The sequence below is a fragment of the Winogradskyella jejuensis genome (assembly GCF_900129745.1).
In the GTDB taxonomy this organism is placed as follows: domain Bacteria; phylum Bacteroidota; class Bacteroidia; order Flavobacteriales; family Flavobacteriaceae; genus Winogradskyella; species Winogradskyella jejuensis.
In genome coordinates this window covers 1,179,858-1,194,653 of the sequence record NZ_FQWS01000002.1, presented here as the reverse complement: position 1 = coordinate 1,194,653, position 14,796 = coordinate 1,179,858, and the positions used below count along the sequence as shown (strand labels likewise).

At 33.9% G+C, this 14,796-nt stretch carries 13 protein-coding genes; 3 read left to right on the top strand and 10 right to left on the bottom strand.

The window, feature by feature from the left end:
- Positions 1-51 precede the first annotated feature (51 nt).
- From BUB95_RS13255 to BUB95_RS13210, 10 genes are all read right to left on the bottom strand, one after another.
- Positions 52-1,848 carry a sodium:solute symporter family protein gene (locus BUB95_RS13255; RefSeq protein ID WP_073087233.1) on the bottom strand — a complete coding sequence of 599 codons (1,797 nt, stop codon included), beginning with the start codon at positions 1,846-1,848 and terminating at the stop codon, positions 52-54.
- A gap of 115 nt (positions 1,849-1,963) precedes the next feature.
- Positions 1,964-4,486: a PIG-L family deacetylase gene (locus BUB95_RS13250; protein ID WP_073087232.1), complete on the bottom strand. Its 2,523-nt coding sequence runs from the start codon at positions 4,484-4,486 to the stop codon at positions 1,964-1,966.
- Between the two features lie 171 nt (positions 4,487-4,657).
- Positions 4,658-5,725 (bottom strand): magnesium/cobalt transporter CorA, encoded by a 1,068-nt coding sequence (gene corA, locus BUB95_RS13245; RefSeq protein ID WP_073087230.1) that lies wholly within the window; start codon positions 5,723-5,725, stop codon positions 4,658-4,660.
- A 12-nt stretch (positions 5,726-5,737) separates the two neighbouring features.
- The gene (locus BUB95_RS13240; protein WP_073087228.1) at positions 5,738-6,271 is read right to left on the bottom strand and encodes a mechanosensitive ion channel domain-containing protein; all 534 of its coding nucleotides are present in this window, start codon (positions 6,269-6,271) and stop codon (positions 5,738-5,740) included.
- A 48-nt stretch (positions 6,272-6,319) separates the two neighbouring features.
- On the bottom strand, positions 6,320-7,270 hold the full coding sequence (locus tag BUB95_RS13235) for a septum formation inhibitor Maf (RefSeq protein ID WP_073087226.1): 951 nt from the start codon (positions 7,268-7,270) through the stop codon (positions 6,320-6,322).
- 28 nt (positions 7,271-7,298) lie between these two features.
- Positions 7,299-7,892 (bottom strand): Maf-like protein, encoded by a 594-nt coding sequence (locus BUB95_RS13230; protein ID WP_073087224.1) that lies wholly within the window; start codon positions 7,890-7,892, stop codon positions 7,299-7,301.
- Positions 7,892-8,821 (bottom strand): geranylgeranylglycerol-phosphate geranylgeranyltransferase, encoded by a 930-nt coding sequence (locus BUB95_RS13225; RefSeq protein ID WP_073087222.1) that lies wholly within the window; start codon positions 8,819-8,821, stop codon positions 7,892-7,894. The genes BUB95_RS13230 and BUB95_RS13225 overlap by 1 nt, the downstream gene beginning before the upstream one ends.
- A gap of 7 nt (positions 8,822-8,828) precedes the next feature.
- The gene (locus BUB95_RS13220) at positions 8,829-9,140 is read right to left on the bottom strand and encodes a hypothetical protein (protein ID WP_073087220.1); all 312 of its coding nucleotides are present in this window, start codon (positions 9,138-9,140) and stop codon (positions 8,829-8,831) included.
- 3 nt (positions 9,141-9,143) lie between these two features.
- Positions 9,144-9,674, bottom strand: a complete 531-nt coding sequence (locus BUB95_RS13215) for a KdsC family phosphatase (RefSeq protein WP_073087219.1) — start codon at positions 9,672-9,674, stop codon at positions 9,144-9,146.
- A gap of 3 nt (positions 9,675-9,677) precedes the next feature.
- Entirely contained in the window at positions 9,678-10,466 is a 789-nt protein-coding gene (locus BUB95_RS13210) for a Rossmann-like and DUF2520 domain-containing protein (RefSeq protein ID WP_073087217.1), read from the bottom strand.
- Between the two features lie 217 nt (positions 10,467-10,683).
- Between BUB95_RS13210 and mscL the strand changes: the two genes are divergently transcribed.
- The 3 genes from mscL to BUB95_RS13195 all read left to right on the top strand — a co-directional run bounded on the left by mscL (position 10,684) and on the right by BUB95_RS13195 (position 14,684).
- The gene (gene mscL / locus BUB95_RS13205) at positions 10,684-11,118 is read left to right on the top strand and encodes a large conductance mechanosensitive channel protein MscL (RefSeq protein WP_073087215.1); all 435 of its coding nucleotides are present in this window, start codon (positions 10,684-10,686) and stop codon (positions 11,116-11,118) included.
- Positions 11,119-11,213: 95 nt separating this feature from the next.
- A complete protein-coding gene (gene ccsA / locus BUB95_RS13200; protein ID WP_073087214.1) occupies positions 11,214-14,417 on the top strand; it encodes a cytochrome c biogenesis protein CcsA in 3,204 nt (1,067 codons plus the stop codon).
- Between the two features lie 78 nt (positions 14,418-14,495).
- On the top strand, positions 14,496-14,684 hold the full coding sequence (locus BUB95_RS13195; RefSeq protein WP_073087213.1) for a hypothetical protein: 189 nt from the start codon (positions 14,496-14,498) through the stop codon (positions 14,682-14,684).
- Positions 14,685-14,796 lie beyond the last annotated feature (112 nt).

Here is a 14,796-nt window from a genome sequence, read left to right as displayed (position 1 = left end):
CGACTGCACTTCGAGAACCTCAGTGACCAGTCGCTTTTTTGTTTTGATTTTTTAGTCTTTATTTCTTAATAATTGAATCATATTGGCAATAAGAATAACCAATACGCAACCAAATAAATTGAGCCATAAGTAAGGCATCCAATCGTACCACCAACCAATAATTATGATTACTTGAGTAATAAGAGCTCCGGTAAAAACGGCATTCCCTTTTATATGTTTAAAGAAAAAGGCCAATAAGAATATGCCTAGCACATTTCCATAGAAAATAGAACCAATAATATTTACTAGCTGAATAAGATTCTCTGCCAAGTTAGCAAAGCAGGCGATAATTATTGCTACGATGCCCCAAGCCAATGTAAATAATTTAGTGACTTTAACCATGTGTGCTTCGTCTTTTTCACCTTTAACGTTTCTGCCGTATAAATCTATTGATGTAATTGTGGCCAATGCATTTATCTCAGAAGCAGTCGAAGACATGGCGGCAGACAGAATTACCGCAAGTAGCAGGCCAATGAGTCCAACAGGTAAATGGTTAAGTATAAATCGGATAAACATGTAATCCCTATCATTTGTTTGGGTGTCTTTTGCTGAAGACTTATACAAAGTATCTAATTCTTCGGATTTTGCTATGTAATTTTCACTTTTAGGGTTTGCAGAGAGTTTATCAACCTCCGACTTCAAATTGTTGTATGCTATTGTATAATCAGAATCAATAGCTTTTTTTATTAAGAATTTAGACTCTAATCGATATGCTTTTTCTATACTATCTAACCTATAAGCTTGTGTTTTTAAACTCTCATTATTCCCTTTAGCCATTAAGAGGCTTAGTGCTTTTTTCTCATTAAAAAGGATATTTTGTTTTTGCTGTAGCGTTCTGTATTCGTCGCCATATTCTGAAGCTAACACAGTCTCGGTTGATGCGTCAATAAAATTTAATGGCGCTGGGTTAAATTGATAAAAGACAAATACCATAACTCCAACGAGTAGTATAAAAAATTGCATTGGAACTTTTAGAAGACCATTAAAGATAAGTCCCATTTGCATTTGTTTCATGCTTTTCCCAGACAAGTAGCGTTGTACTTGACTTTGGTCAGTTCCGAAGTAAGAGAGTGCTAAAAATGTTCCGCCTATAAGTCCAGACCAAACGGTATATCTATTTTCTAAATCGAACGAAAAGTCCAAAACTTCCATACGACCACTTGAACCAGCAATCTCCAAAGCATCCGTAAAGGATACCTCGTCAGGAATTAAATTTAAAGTGATAAATAATGCAGCTAACATTCCAGCAAAAATCACAAACATTTGTTGCTTTTGTGTTACAGTTACTGCCTTTGTTCCACCAGAAACTGTGTATATAATTACTAGAAAACCAATGATAACGTTAAGATAAATAATGTTTATTTCTAATACGATTGAAAGAATAATAGCTGGAGCAAAAATGGTAATTCCTGCTGCTAATCCGCGCTGAATTAAAAATAAAATAGCAGTAAGACTACGAGTTTTTAAATCGAAACGATTTTCTAAGAATTCGTAAGCTGTATAAACTTTTAAGCGATGATATAACGGTATAAAAACAGCACAAATAATAACCATGGCTATTGGTAAGCCAAAATAGAATTGTACAAAGCCCATACCATCAGAAAACGCCTGTCCTGTTGTAGACAAAAAGGTAATGGCGCTAGCTTGAGTGGCCATAACGGACAAACCTATTGTCCACCAACGTGTTGTGTTTCCGCCTTTTATGTAATCTTGTGCGCTTTTATTATGTCTTGTAACCCAAGTACCATAACCCACGATGGTTAAAAGTGTTGCTGAAAGTACCGTCCAATCTATCCAACTTAATACCATGCTAAAATGCTTGAGTTATAAAATAAAATAGAATGATATAAATTAAGTTTGCCACTAGAACTAAAGTGTATGACTTTAACCATGGCTGTTTTTCGTGTGTTTGTTTATCCATGATTTAGTCGTTTAATTTTTTGTTTGGTGTGTTTTCTTTTCCTGCAGAGAGCATATTGGCAAATAGTCGATAAGCTCCAGAGACACCAGCTGGGAATTCTCTAAAGAAACTTAACCCTGTATAAATGTAATTTCCTTTGCCATACTTGGCAATGAGTAAACTCCCTTTTTTAGGAGATTCCCCTTTATCATTAGTAGAAAACAAAGGAGTAAATTCGTCTGACCATTCATTTGGAAAATATAATCCTCGTTCTTGAACCCAACCTTCAAAATCTTTTTCTGTGATTTTATTCGGGAAGTTTAGAAGTGGATGATTAGGTTCTAGAATTTGTATCTCTGCATTTTCATCCGTAACTCTATCGCGCGATAATTTTAGTTCATATGGTGCAATATTATCAGCTTTTAATCTTCTACTTGTGTTGTATTGTACGATAAGATTACCGCCATCATTAACGTAGTCTAAAAGGAATTTTTGTTTGAATTTTAAATCGTCTAATATGTTGTAAGCTCTAATACCAATAACAATAGCATCAAAATCGCTAAGATTGTCAGATGTAATCTGGTCAGGTTTTATAATAGTAACATTGTAACCAATTTGTCTCAAACTTTCTGGAACTACATCACCAGCGCCTTCTATATAACCAATGTTATTTCCAGCTTTCTTTATATCTAATCGTACAATTTTACTTTCGCTTGGGAGATATACGGTCTGATAAGGAATGTGACTGTAGTCGATTTCTACAAGTTCTCTAGTGTAGAATTCTCCATCTATATTTATCATAGGTGTTATTAAACCTTCGGCCTGATTTTTTGGAGGAATTACAGTGAACACTAAAGTTTGCTCATCATTTTTATTAACAATTTCAATCTTTTGCTTAGCAGGATAGACACTCCAATCATTTGGATAAGCAAGCTGTACATAGCCTTCAATATTATCTTTCCCAGCTTTTACAATCACTTCGATATCTCGCTGTTTGTCATTATCGAAAATGAAAACCTTGTCTTTTAAACTAGCAGAAACTGGAGGTACAATCTCAAACGGACGATATAATTCACCTTTTTCTGGTTTAGAATAGCGATATACCACAGGTTTTGTGATGGGTACTGAAACACCATCGATATTTAAATTAAAAGTGACATTTATAGCTCTTGGAGTTTCTGGTTTTCCTATCAGTGATTGCTTTTCAACATTGTACATGCCTAAGCTTCCCTTTTTGTTGAGCCAATATGCATTTGTATAGTTTATATTTGACGGAATGGTAATGCCTTCTTCCAAATTAATACGCTGATTTTGTGATAAGACGATGTTTTTTTCAATCGCATTGTCTAAAGATGTCATATTATAAGACACCAATTGAATACTTGTATTACTGCGATTTAAGGCTTCAAATCTTAAGTTGACCCTTTCGTTTTTGGTTGCAGTTGGGCTACCTGCAGAAACTTCTAAATACAAACCGGCACAAGCTTCGATAATACGTTTTAATTCTTCTGTTTTAATCGTTTTCCAATGCTCATCTTTTACATTTTGAAGGAGTTGATATGCACGAAGCAATTGGGGAATATGAGATGAAGGATTAGCGAAGTTGAAGTTGTTTTCAATATTACTTAAAATCTCCCCAATAGCTTTTCCACCTTCGATTCTATTCCATGTGATATCTATTCCAGCAAAAGGATTATCACCGTTTAGGGCTTCGCCTTTTAAAAACTCAATATATTCTTCTTGAGTTCCACGAGACGTCATACGACCAAAACCTTGACATAAGTGTTGACTACTGGCTATAGAAGCTAGCTCGTTATTAGACATGCCTTTTAGAGGATAATATACACCAACATCAAAATTGAGCATGTTGCTTTTATCAATTTTATCAAAAGCATCACGACTGCCGTAGCGCCACCAAGACGTATTGTAGAAGATTCGCTTTGGTTGCCAAGTTTCTGTGTATTTTAACTGAGAAGGATACTTTGTGGCGTCGTTAACCAAATCGAAAGCTTCTAGACTCAACATAGCAGAGCTTGTATGATGTCCGTGTGTTTGTCCCGCACGTCTGTGGTCAAAACGGTTGATGATAATATCTGGTTTAAATTGTCTGATATTCCAAACGACATCGGCTAAAACGTCATCTTTATTCCAAATGCTTAATGTTTCGTCCGGATGTTTGGAATAGCCAAAATCATTTGCGCGTGTAAAACGTTGTTCGCCACCATCAACACCTCTTGCAGCGAGTAATTCTTGAGTACGCATGATGCCTAAAAGCTCTCTAATTTCTGGTCCGATAAGGTTTTGCCCACCATCACCACGCGTTAGAGAAAGGTAAGCTGTACGCGCTTTAATTTGGTTAGACATGTAGGCAATTAGACGTGTATTTTCGTCATCTGGATGGGCAGCTACATAAAGTACAGAAGCTAGAACATTTAGCTTTTGAAGTGCTTCATATATTTCTGATGAATTTAATTTTTTTGGTTGTTGCGCATTCACAGAACATGTAAGAGCAATAAGTAATAGAATACCTAGTTTTATGCGATGCATAGTGTTTGAGTTAGTTACTCGAAAATCGAGATTTAAATTTACGGACTAAACTACAAATCTCAAGATTATTTAATAAAACTTATGTTGAGTTAGCCCAAATCTTAGCTGCTCAAAGGTAAAAAAGTTACTAGGCTGTCTATTGGATTTTAGATTTATTTAACGGTTGCAGAGTTACAACCATTTTTTTCTTTTGAAATAAATAATCATTCCCACAAAAAGTAGAATCATAACGACCCAAAGAATAAAATAGCTGTACTTGTAATCAAGCTCAGGTATATATTCAAAATTCATCCCATAAATACCTGCAATGAATGTAAGAGGAATGAATATGGTAGCAATAATGGTTAGAACTTTCATTACTTCATTCATTTTGTTGCTAATGGTTGTCATATACATATCCATTAAACTCCAAATCATTTCGCGATAGATATCTATGTTTTCTGAAACTTGAATTAAGTGATCGTACACATCTCTAAAATAGGCAAGGGTGCGTTTGTTTATAAGACTATTTTCAGATTTTTCAATACGACTTATGATTTCTCGGAGTGGAAAAATAGCACGTCTTACTTTAAGGATTTCGCGCTTTAGTTGTTGTACTTCTATATTGATGCCCTCTCTTTGTGTGCCAGCAAATAGTTCTGTTTCTAAGTCTTCAATTTTATTGCCTAAGGTTTCAATGACGCTAAAATAATTGTCGACAACAGCATCAATAAGCGTATACATGAGATAATCTGATTTTAACCCACGTATTCTTCCTTTGTTTTGGCGGAGTCTATCCCTTATGGTATCAAAAACATCGCCTTCGGCTTCTTGAAATGTAAGTACGTAATTTTCTCCTAAGACAAAACTTACTTGCTCTACTACAATATTTTCGGAATCATCATAATACAACATTTTTAAGACCACGAACATGTAATCATCGTATTCATCAATCTTTGGGCGTTGCCCTGTGTGTGTTATATCTTCTAGGACTAAAGGGTGGAGGTTGTATTGATTACCGATATTTGATATTTCTTCGGTATAATTAAGGCCATTAATATTTATCCAAGTAACAGAAGGCGTTTCTTTGTAAGAAGCTGCGTCTTCTATGTTTAGTAGTACGGTTTCTTCAATATTTTCTTTGGTATAGTCAAAAGAATGTATATGAAGTTTTTTATTGGTTTTTTTCCCTGTATATATAACAGAGCCAGGTACTTGCCCGACGTGTTTTTTGTAATTTTCGGTACGCTTTTTAGTCATAATAGGGTTAATTTACAAAATACTACTATCATCTAGCGCATCTTTTTGTATAAGCGTTACTGGTTTTTGTAAAATGAGATTGTTTGGGTAAGTGACTAAGTCACCACTATCTTCTCTAAGAATAAGCTGAAAAGCTCTAATATCTTCTATGATAGCTACAACAGGAAAATCTTTATCATGTATTTTGATTTTGTCTCCTACTTTATAAGGAAAAGAAAAAAACATAATCACACCAGAAGTGACATTACTTAGAATAGACCAAATAGCAAAAAGCGCGATACCTATTACTGCAAATATTGAGGAAAATAGTAAGGAAATATCTCCAAAATCTGCTCCAAGTATAAAGGCCTCTACTAAAACACCAAGGAGAAATATGGTTACTGTGGCATAGCGACCAATGAGGTTGGCTCTGGCTTCACTTGTTCCACTAGATTTTCCGATTTTTTTTACGGCAACAACTATCATAGCCCTTATGATAATAAGCACAATGATTAGAATTGCTGAATATATAAGTTCAGTTTTATAAGTTGCGAAAAAGTTATTCATTCTATTATTTGTTAGTCATTAACAAATATAGGGTAGTTTTTCTTTTGATTATTCTAGACCAAGTGTATTTCTTAAGCTTTCGTCTGCGTTAGAGTTTTTACCCCAATAGGCTGATTTTATAGTTTTGATTTTTGTAGCCTTAGTAGTGAGCATCTTAGCATTAGGTCCATAACCATCTTTGTAACTTTCTTTCCAACCTAAGATATCATAAGGAAATTCAGAATTAAATTCAATACGCAACGTTCGGTTTAAATCTGGATAAAATAACGAGTAATAGTTTTTATCAAAACTTGCGATGGCTTTATAAGACTTAAATTCACTATGTTTTAGTCGTATATATTCTAAAGATGGTATTACATCTATTTTCCCAGTAGGAAGCGATTGCGGATTAATACGTAGTTGCGTCCAAAGTTCGTTTTCTGTTATTGCTTTCTTAATATTTAGCTTTTGGTCGCCTTCGGATTGAAAGTAGGAGTGCGACTTAATTTCAAAAACCTCTCTATTATTAAGCTGTGCGTAAACATGGCCACACCATTCTTGAATTGAAGCTGATACTTTTATTGCGTGTTTGTTATTAGAAACAGGATAAAATGTACTCTGCATTATCGAATACGGGTAGATACCTGTATTAAAATTTTTAGTAGCGTTCAATTTTAAAACAGGAATATTGTCTTTACTGTAGTTATCTGCCTTTACTTGCTCCTCTGGTAAAAAATCTTCGGTAACAAATACGAGGACTGCTTTCCCGTCTCTTATTTCGCCATAACGGGCTTGCTCAAGTCTATAAGACGAAATTTCAGCTTCGCCAGCATACCAATACTCATTAAAATTTTTTGAGGGCTGAAAAGCTGGTTTTGATATCTCAGATTTTATTTCTGCTTTTGCAATAACTGGACTTTCTGATTTTTGTTTTAAGCTTTCATCTTTACAAGAAATTGCAATAACAAAAGCACATATAAAACAGACAAAAACAGCTATGCTTTTTACGGAATTATTCATTTCAATTTTTTGTTTTAAAGATACAAACTTATTCGCCTTTTGAAATGTTAATTAACGTTTCATAAAGCAAATGGGTAGGTAAGCCAACTACGTTATTATAAGAGCCTTTTATTTCTGAAATCCCAATGGCTCCAATCCATTCTTGTATGCCATAAGCACCAGCTTTATCAAAGGGTTTGAAGTTGTTGATGTAATACCAAATCTCTTGGTCAGTTAAATTTTTAAAGGTAACTTCTGTAGTTGTATTTACTAAAATTTGTTGCTTAGTAGTGGTAAAACAAACAGACGAAATAACACTGTGCGTATCGCCGCTCATAGACTCCAACATGTTATATGCTTCCTGTTCATCTTTGGGTTTTCCTAATGCTTTTTTATTATGCCAAACAATAGTATCGCTTGTAACTAGTATGTCCTTTGGTTTTAATTCTGAAAGAAGTGGTTCTGCTTTAAGTTTAGATAGGTAATCTGTGATTTCTTCAATCTTGAGATGTTTTGGATAAACTTCTTCAACAGGTTTTAAAATAACTTCAAAATCTAAATCCAAAGATTTAAAAAAAGCATGACGTCTTGGTGAGCCCGAAGCCAAAATAAGATGATATGGTTTTAGAAGTTCTTTAAGCATTATTTGACCAAAATAAATTGAAATAATAGTAAAGATAAAATACCCATAAGCATCACTAGTTTTAGAACTGTACTAATATGTATAAACTCTTTTTTATGCTCGGCACTGTAGATTTTTATACTACAATATAACATTGGCGCTACAATAAATAATAATACATAGCCCAGAGCAATAGGCTGTTGATACAAATTGTTTGAAAGGTAGAAAATGATAACCAATAACGGTATTAAAGACAAAACAAACACTAATTTTGTCGCACGATGTCTTCCTAGGATTATAGGTATACTTTTTACATCAATTTTATAATCGCCATCAATATCCTCAATGTCTTTAACTAACTCACGAAATAAGTTGAGCATAAATGCAAAAACAGCATAATCTTTTATGAGGTCTAAAAAAAAAAGTTGCGAAACTGTATTTGTTTCATTCATAGCAGGAACTAAATCACAAATACCAACCAAAAGAATGCTAAAACTTACCAAGCTAGCAACTACTAGGTTTCCGATTAACGTAATTTTTTTTAGATAGGTGGAATAGATGTAAAGTAAGCCAGAAGTGAGTATAAAAAGCAGAACAAAATTCGATTTTTCAACGGCGTTGGATATAAAATAACCAGCGATAATTCCGATTACATTCAACGCTATGAATAGGTAAGTGGCATTTGTTTCGCTAATATGCTTACCAATAATTACTTTATTCGGTTTATTAATTTTATCTGCTTCTACATCTTCAATATCATTGATAATATATCCAGCAGCAGCGATACAAACTGTTGAAAAAACTAGAAGAATAAAACCTAAATTTGTTAGTGCTGTGTCAAAACCATAGCTAATTTTTAGAGGCTCTAATAAGGCATATTTAATTAGTGCTTGAGCTAAAATGATTAATAATAAATTCTTCCAACGAATAAGTTTAAGGATGTACGTCATAAAACTATTAGCGTGACATTATTTGTTGAACAAGGTGAAATACAGAATAGGCGAGTCCGCTAAATAAAATTACTGTGACAATAACGGTACGCTGATTTGCAATACGCTCTTGTTTTCTAATTTTTTCTTTAATTTTTTGCTTATCAGCTTTGGTTAAGTTTTTATGTAGGAAATGCATTTTGTAATGCAAATGTGCCTCTAGGTCAAGTTTTTCCTTGTATGAAGAAAAAGGTTTCTTAGAACTTTGATTAAAAGTCGCTTGACTATTACCAAAACCTATATATCCAAATCCTGTGCTATGTCTTCTTCCTCTTGGCAATATTTAGTCGTATTTAGCATTAAAATTACCATACCATTTTCCTTGAACTTTAAGAACTTGCTCAATAACATCTCTTGCAGCGCCTTGTCCGCCATTTTTATGCGAAATGTATTTGGAAACTGCTTTTATCTCTGGTACAGCATCTTGTGGACAACAGGGTAAAGCCACCAATTTCATAACAGGATAATCTGGTATGTCGTCACCCATGTATAGGGCTTGAGAATCTGCAATTCCTTTTTTATTAAAATAATCTTCAAGCTGCTCAATTTTATTATGTGCACCTAGATAGATGTCTTTAATACCTAATCCATTAAGTCTTTTTCTAACACCTTCGTTAGAACCACCAGAGATGATACAAACATTGTACCCCATGTCTACAGCAGTTTTTAGAGCAAAACCATCTTTAATACTCATTGTTCTTAGCATTTCGCCTTCTGTAGTTACAGTTACTGTTCCATCAGTAAGAACACCATCAACATCAAAAATAAATGTGGTAATATCGTTGAGATATTCTTTGTAGCTTTTATCGTCCATGTATTAGTTTTTCTTTTTGCTGTTGAATTTGTATTTAATACCGTGTGTTTTTTGAATAGACTGGGTTAGTAATTCGTAAATATCACGATGCTCTTCATTTTCTAGAAGTTTTATATGACGTTTTAATGTTTTCTTATCGTTACGCTTTGCTGGTCCGGTTTGCGACATGTAAGGCGACATTTCCTGAACTTTGTTTGCAGTCTCTAAGATAAGAGGTTTTAATATATCAAAATTAATATGTTTTGCATCGCTAATCTCATGAGCAATACGATACATTTGATTACTAAAGTTATTTACAAATACAGCAGAAAGATGAAGCGTTTGTCTTTGTTCGGTCGATATTTTATAAGGCTTGCTATCAATAGCTTCAGCCAAATCTTTAAGCATTTGCAGTTTAGTTTTTTCTTCGGTTTCTATACAAATAGGAACATTACTAAAATCCATTTCAGCCTCTTTTGAAAAACTCTGAAGCGGATAAAACACGCCTCTTGTATTCTTTTTATCTAAGTCATGCAGACTTACGCTTCCCGAAGTATGGACAACAAAACGATTTGTAAAAGGAAGTGTTTTAGATAAGCTAGCAACAGCATCATCACTTACTGCCATGATATATACATCTGCTTCTTTGAGTTGAGACAAATCGTTTATAACTTCAGTATCGTTTTTATAGGATTTTATAGCCTCAAAAGAGCGATTGTACCATTGTTTCACAACAACAGATTCAGCATTTAAAAATGCTCTATATAGATGAGAAGCCACGTTACCAGCTCCGATTAATATTACTGAAATCATAATGCTAAAATACTAAGAAATGTAGCAGGACAAAAATTTGATGATGCTCAAATTAAAGCGCGAAAGATTTTATTTTTACACTTTCTTAAATCTAAAAATAAATGAAACATCCATGACTAATTTTTGTACCTGAAACAGAATAATTATCAAAGATGTTTTATACCTAAACTAAGTAGAGCCAAAGTGAAAGCATTCAACAAACAATAAAAACAGATACATGAAATTATTAAAAGAATTTAAAGAGTTTGCAGTAAAAGGGAATATGATGGATATGGCCATAGGTATCATCATTGGTGCTGCATTTAATAAGGTTATCGATGTTTTAGCAAAACAGGTATTATTACCACCATTATCGCTACTATCTGATGATGTAAATCTCGAAAATCAAAAGCTAATACTGCGAGAAGCAACTTCAAAAGTAGATGAAGTTTCCATTGCCTATGGCAAACTTGCAGAGGTTTTCTTAGATTTTTTAATTATCGGATTTACAGTGTTTGTAGTTGTAAAGGCAATGAATCGATTAAAACGCAAGGCTCAGGACTCGAAAGACACTACGGTAAGTACACCTAAGGATATAGAATTGTTAAGTCATCTTACAGAGTTAATGGAAGAGCAAAATCAGATTTTGAAAACACTAAAGCCTTCAAAATAATTGAAAGAAATTTAACAACTTTTAGCAATAAAGTTAGCTTAGAAAAATCGGTGAAAAGACTTATCTTTGCACGAGCTTAAAATAAGCCATTCGCTATGCAAAAGAAAATCGCTAATTTCCTATTTTCCACAAGACTTACTGGTATTTTATTTATTGTTTTTGCTGTTGCTATGGCAGTTGGTACCATTTTAGACCGTAATATGGAAACCTCACCAACACCTTACACAAGAGAATTAATCTATAATGCTTGGTGGTTCGAGGCAATTATGGTCTTTTTTCTTATCAACTTTTTTGGAAATATTGGTAGATATCGATTATGGCGAAAAGAAAAATGGGCGACTTTAATTTTACATCTTTCATGGATTTTAATTATTGTAGGAGCTGGAGTAACGCGATATATTGGTTATGAAGGTGCAATGCCTATTCGTGAGGGAGAAACGGCAAATCAAATGCTTTCGCTTAAAACATATATCAAAGGGCGAATCGTTGGAGATTACAAAGTGAAAGGGCAAAACCAACAACGAAATGTCGAAGAAGAAGTTGACTTCTCTCCACGGTTAAATAACGATTTCAATAAAACTTACGATTATGGCGATACTGAAGTCACCATAGCTCTAAAAGATTTTATAGTTGGTGCTGAAAAAGATATTATTCCTGAAGATAATGGAGAAGCCTATCTTAAAATTGTTGAAGCTGGTAATGGAAAACCTCATAATCATTTCTTAAAAGATGGTGAGATTGAAAATATCCATAACATCCTCTTTACGCTTAATAAGTATCAAGAAGGTGCTATAAATATTACTAACACAGAAGAAGGGCTTTTTATTCAGTCGCCTTACGACGGTGAATATTTAACCATGGCAACAATGACTCAAGGTAAATTGGTTAAGGACAGTCTACAACCATTAGCCTTGCGTTCTCGCTATGTAATAGAAAATATGCAAATTGTATTCCCTAAACCTGTGGTTAAAGGAAAGTTTGGCGTTGTAAAAAAATCTAAAATTCTTAAGAACGATGAAGATGGTGTGGTTTTAGATATCACTGCTAATGGTGAAACCAAAGAAATTGGTTTATTAGGGGGACAAGGGTCTTACAATGGTTTTGAAAACATAAATGTTGGTGGTTTAGATATCGAACTATTTTATGGATCAAAAATTATTGAGTTACCATTTTCAATTAAACTAAACGATTTTATAGCCGAAAAATATCCAGGTACGCAGAATGTCCCTAAATCTTTTGAAAGTAAAGTCACCGTTTTTGATGGAGATAAAGAAGATTTTGATTACAGAATTTACATGAACCATGTGTTAGACCACAAAGGTTTTCGTTTTTTTCAATCAGGTTACGACCCAGATGAAAAAGGAACTATCTTATCTGTAAATCATGATATGTGGGGAACCTACATTACATATGCTGGGTATTTACTGCTTTATTTTGGTTTATTAGCTATTATGTTTGCCAAGCATACCCGTTTTGATGATTTACGAAAGCAACTCGAAAAGTTAAAAAAGAAAAAGGCTAAACTCCTAACAGTTCTATTTTTAAGCTTTGGTCTGTTTAGCTTTTCGCAAGAGCATTCAGCTGATGATGGTCACGACCATGGAGCTGCTATTGAACGACCTCAGAAAGCGCTGCTTGATTCTATTTTAAAAGCTAATATAACACCACAAGAACATGCAGATAAGTTTGCAAAAATGGTGATACAAGATGTTAGCGGTCGTATGATGCCTATGCACACCTTTGCGTCTGAGGTTTTAAGAAAGCTGAGTAAAAAAGATACTTACGAAGACTTTAGCGCAACTCAGATTTTCTTATCAATACAAGAGAGTCCTCAGCTTTGGTATAATATGCCAGTAATTTATCTCACACCGAGAAAAGCAGATACGGTTAGAAGTATTATAGGTGTTGGGACTTCAGAAAAATATGTGAGTTTATTGGATTTTATTAATCCAAACGGAACAAATAAACTAGACCCTTATCTAGAGGAAGCCTTTAGCGCTGCCATACCAAACGGTACGCAAAAAGAAATAAAGATGGCTTATGAGCGTCTGAGCTTACTGTCTGGTATTATTGAGGGACGTTCTCTCAAAATATTTCCTGTTCCTAATGATGAAAATAACACTTGGATTTCATCTTACGAATATAAATCAGGACGTTTTAATAAAGAAATAAAAGAAACAGATTCGCTTTACGGTAATTTTATTAGAAACGGATTTAGTTATTATTTAATGACGTTGAATGCTGCAAAGCAGAAAAATGATTTTACAAATGCTGACAGACTTTTAGAGGATTTTAAATCCACACAGAAAAAGTACGGAAGCGAAGTCATGCTTACTGACGCTAAAGTAGAAACAGAAATAGCTTATAATAAGTACGATATTTTTAAGAGATTATTTAGCTGGTATATGTACGCAAGTACTTTGCTTTTTATTTTACTAATCTGGCAAATATTGAAGCATAGGAGTAAGGCTCTAGAAGTTGCAGTTAAAATCTTAGTTGGTGTCATTGTATTTTTATTTGTTCTGCACATAGGAGGATTAATAGCACGTTGGTATTTATCGGGGCATGCACCTTGGAGTGACGCTTATGAATCTATGATTTATGTCTCTTGGGCAACGATGTTGTTTGGATTATTGTTTGGTAGAAAAAGTAGATTAACGATAGCCGCGTCTGCTTTTGTAGTGTCTGTAATTTTAATGGTAGCCCATTGGAATTGGATGGACCCAGCCATTGGAAATCTTCAACCTGTATTGCAAGGGTATTGGTTAATGATACATGTGTCAGTAATTGTTGCAAGTTATGGTCCTTTTGCTATAGGAATGATTTTAGGTCTTGTGGCTTTATTCTTAATGATAATGACTAATAACGAGAACAAAGAGCGAATTAAAATCAATATTAAAGAAATTACTATTATAAATGAATTGGCTCTAACGGTAGGTTTGGTTATGCTCACTATAGGAAACTTCCTTGGCGGCATGTGGGCAAACGAAAGTTGGGGACGCTATTGGGGCTGGGACCCAAAAGAAACTTGGGCCTTAATTAGTATTATGCTCTATGCGTTTGTAATTCACATGCGCTTAATTCCAGGTTTACGAAGCAAATGGCTTTATAATTTGTTTTCGGTCTTGACTTTTGGTAGTATTTTAATGACCTATTTTGGTGTTAATTTTTACCTTTCGGGGCTTCATGCATATGCAAGTGGAGACCAAATTATTAGTTTTCAGTTTATAGCTATAACGGTTGTTATCATAAGCATCATAGCCTTTTTTGCTTATAGAAAATATAAGGCTCATTACTGATAGAATTATTTTTCTTTCAGATTATATACAACCAAATTCTATTTTGTGTAACTTGTTACCGTTAAACCAACCTTTTAGATGAATTACTTCAAAAAATTAGGGACTGCCAACTTTCTTATGTTAGCGTTATGTGCAATCATAATTATTGTAGCAGAGTACTTATTTTTAACTGGTGATAAATTGCACGGTATTTTTGTAGGTCTCTGGGCTCCAACCTTACTAGGTGTAATGATTTACCTTAAAATCATTAATAATGGAGGCAGATGATATCGTATTTTGGTTTTCCATTATTGTTTCTGCACTAGTGGCGCTTTGGGCTATAATTATTATTAGAGCCTATAACAACATTGGTAAAGATTAGTTAAATGCTTTAATTTGA

Bases quoted from the DNA above. Each gene is read 5' to 3' on its own strand.
- BUB95_RS13230 (WP_073087224.1), bottom strand. From the start codon at position 7,892: ATGCTTAAAGAACTTCTAAAACCATATCATCTTATTTTGGCTTCGGGC.
- mscL (WP_073087215.1), top strand. From the start codon at position 10,684: ATGAAATTATTAAAAGAATTTAAAGAGTTTGCAGTAAAAGGGAATATG.
- ccsA (WP_073087214.1), top strand. From the start codon at position 11,214: ATGCAAAAGAAAATCGCTAATTTCCTATTTTCCACAAGACTTACTGGT.
- BUB95_RS13240 (WP_073087228.1), bottom strand. From the start codon at position 6,271: ATGAATAACTTTTTCGCAACTTATAAAACTGAACTTATATATTCAGCA.
- BUB95_RS13250 (WP_073087232.1), bottom strand. From the start codon at position 4,486: ATGCATCGCATAAAACTAGGTATTCTATTACTTATTGCTCTTACATGT.
- BUB95_RS13215 (WP_073087219.1), bottom strand. From the start codon at position 9,674: ATGGACGATAAAAGCTACAAAGAATATCTCAACGATATTACCACATTT.
- BUB95_RS13210 (WP_073087217.1), bottom strand. From the start codon at position 10,466: ATGATTTCAGTAATATTAATCGGAGCTGGTAACGTGGCTTCTCATCTA.
- BUB95_RS13225 (WP_073087222.1), bottom strand. From the start codon at position 8,821: ATGACGTACATCCTTAAACTTATTCGTTGGAAGAATTTATTATTAATC.
- BUB95_RS13255 (WP_073087233.1), bottom strand. From the start codon at position 1,848: ATGGTATTAAGTTGGATAGATTGGACGGTACTTTCAGCAACACTTTTA.
- BUB95_RS13235 (WP_073087226.1), bottom strand. From the start codon at position 7,270: ATGAATAATTCCGTAAAAAGCATAGCTGTTTTTGTCTGTTTTATATGT.
- BUB95_RS13195 (WP_073087213.1), top strand. From the start codon at position 14,496: ATGAATTACTTCAAAAAATTAGGGACTGCCAACTTTCTTATGTTAGCG.
- corA (WP_073087230.1), bottom strand. From the start codon at position 5,725: ATGACTAAAAAGCGTACCGAAAATTACAAAAAACACGTCGGGCAAGTA.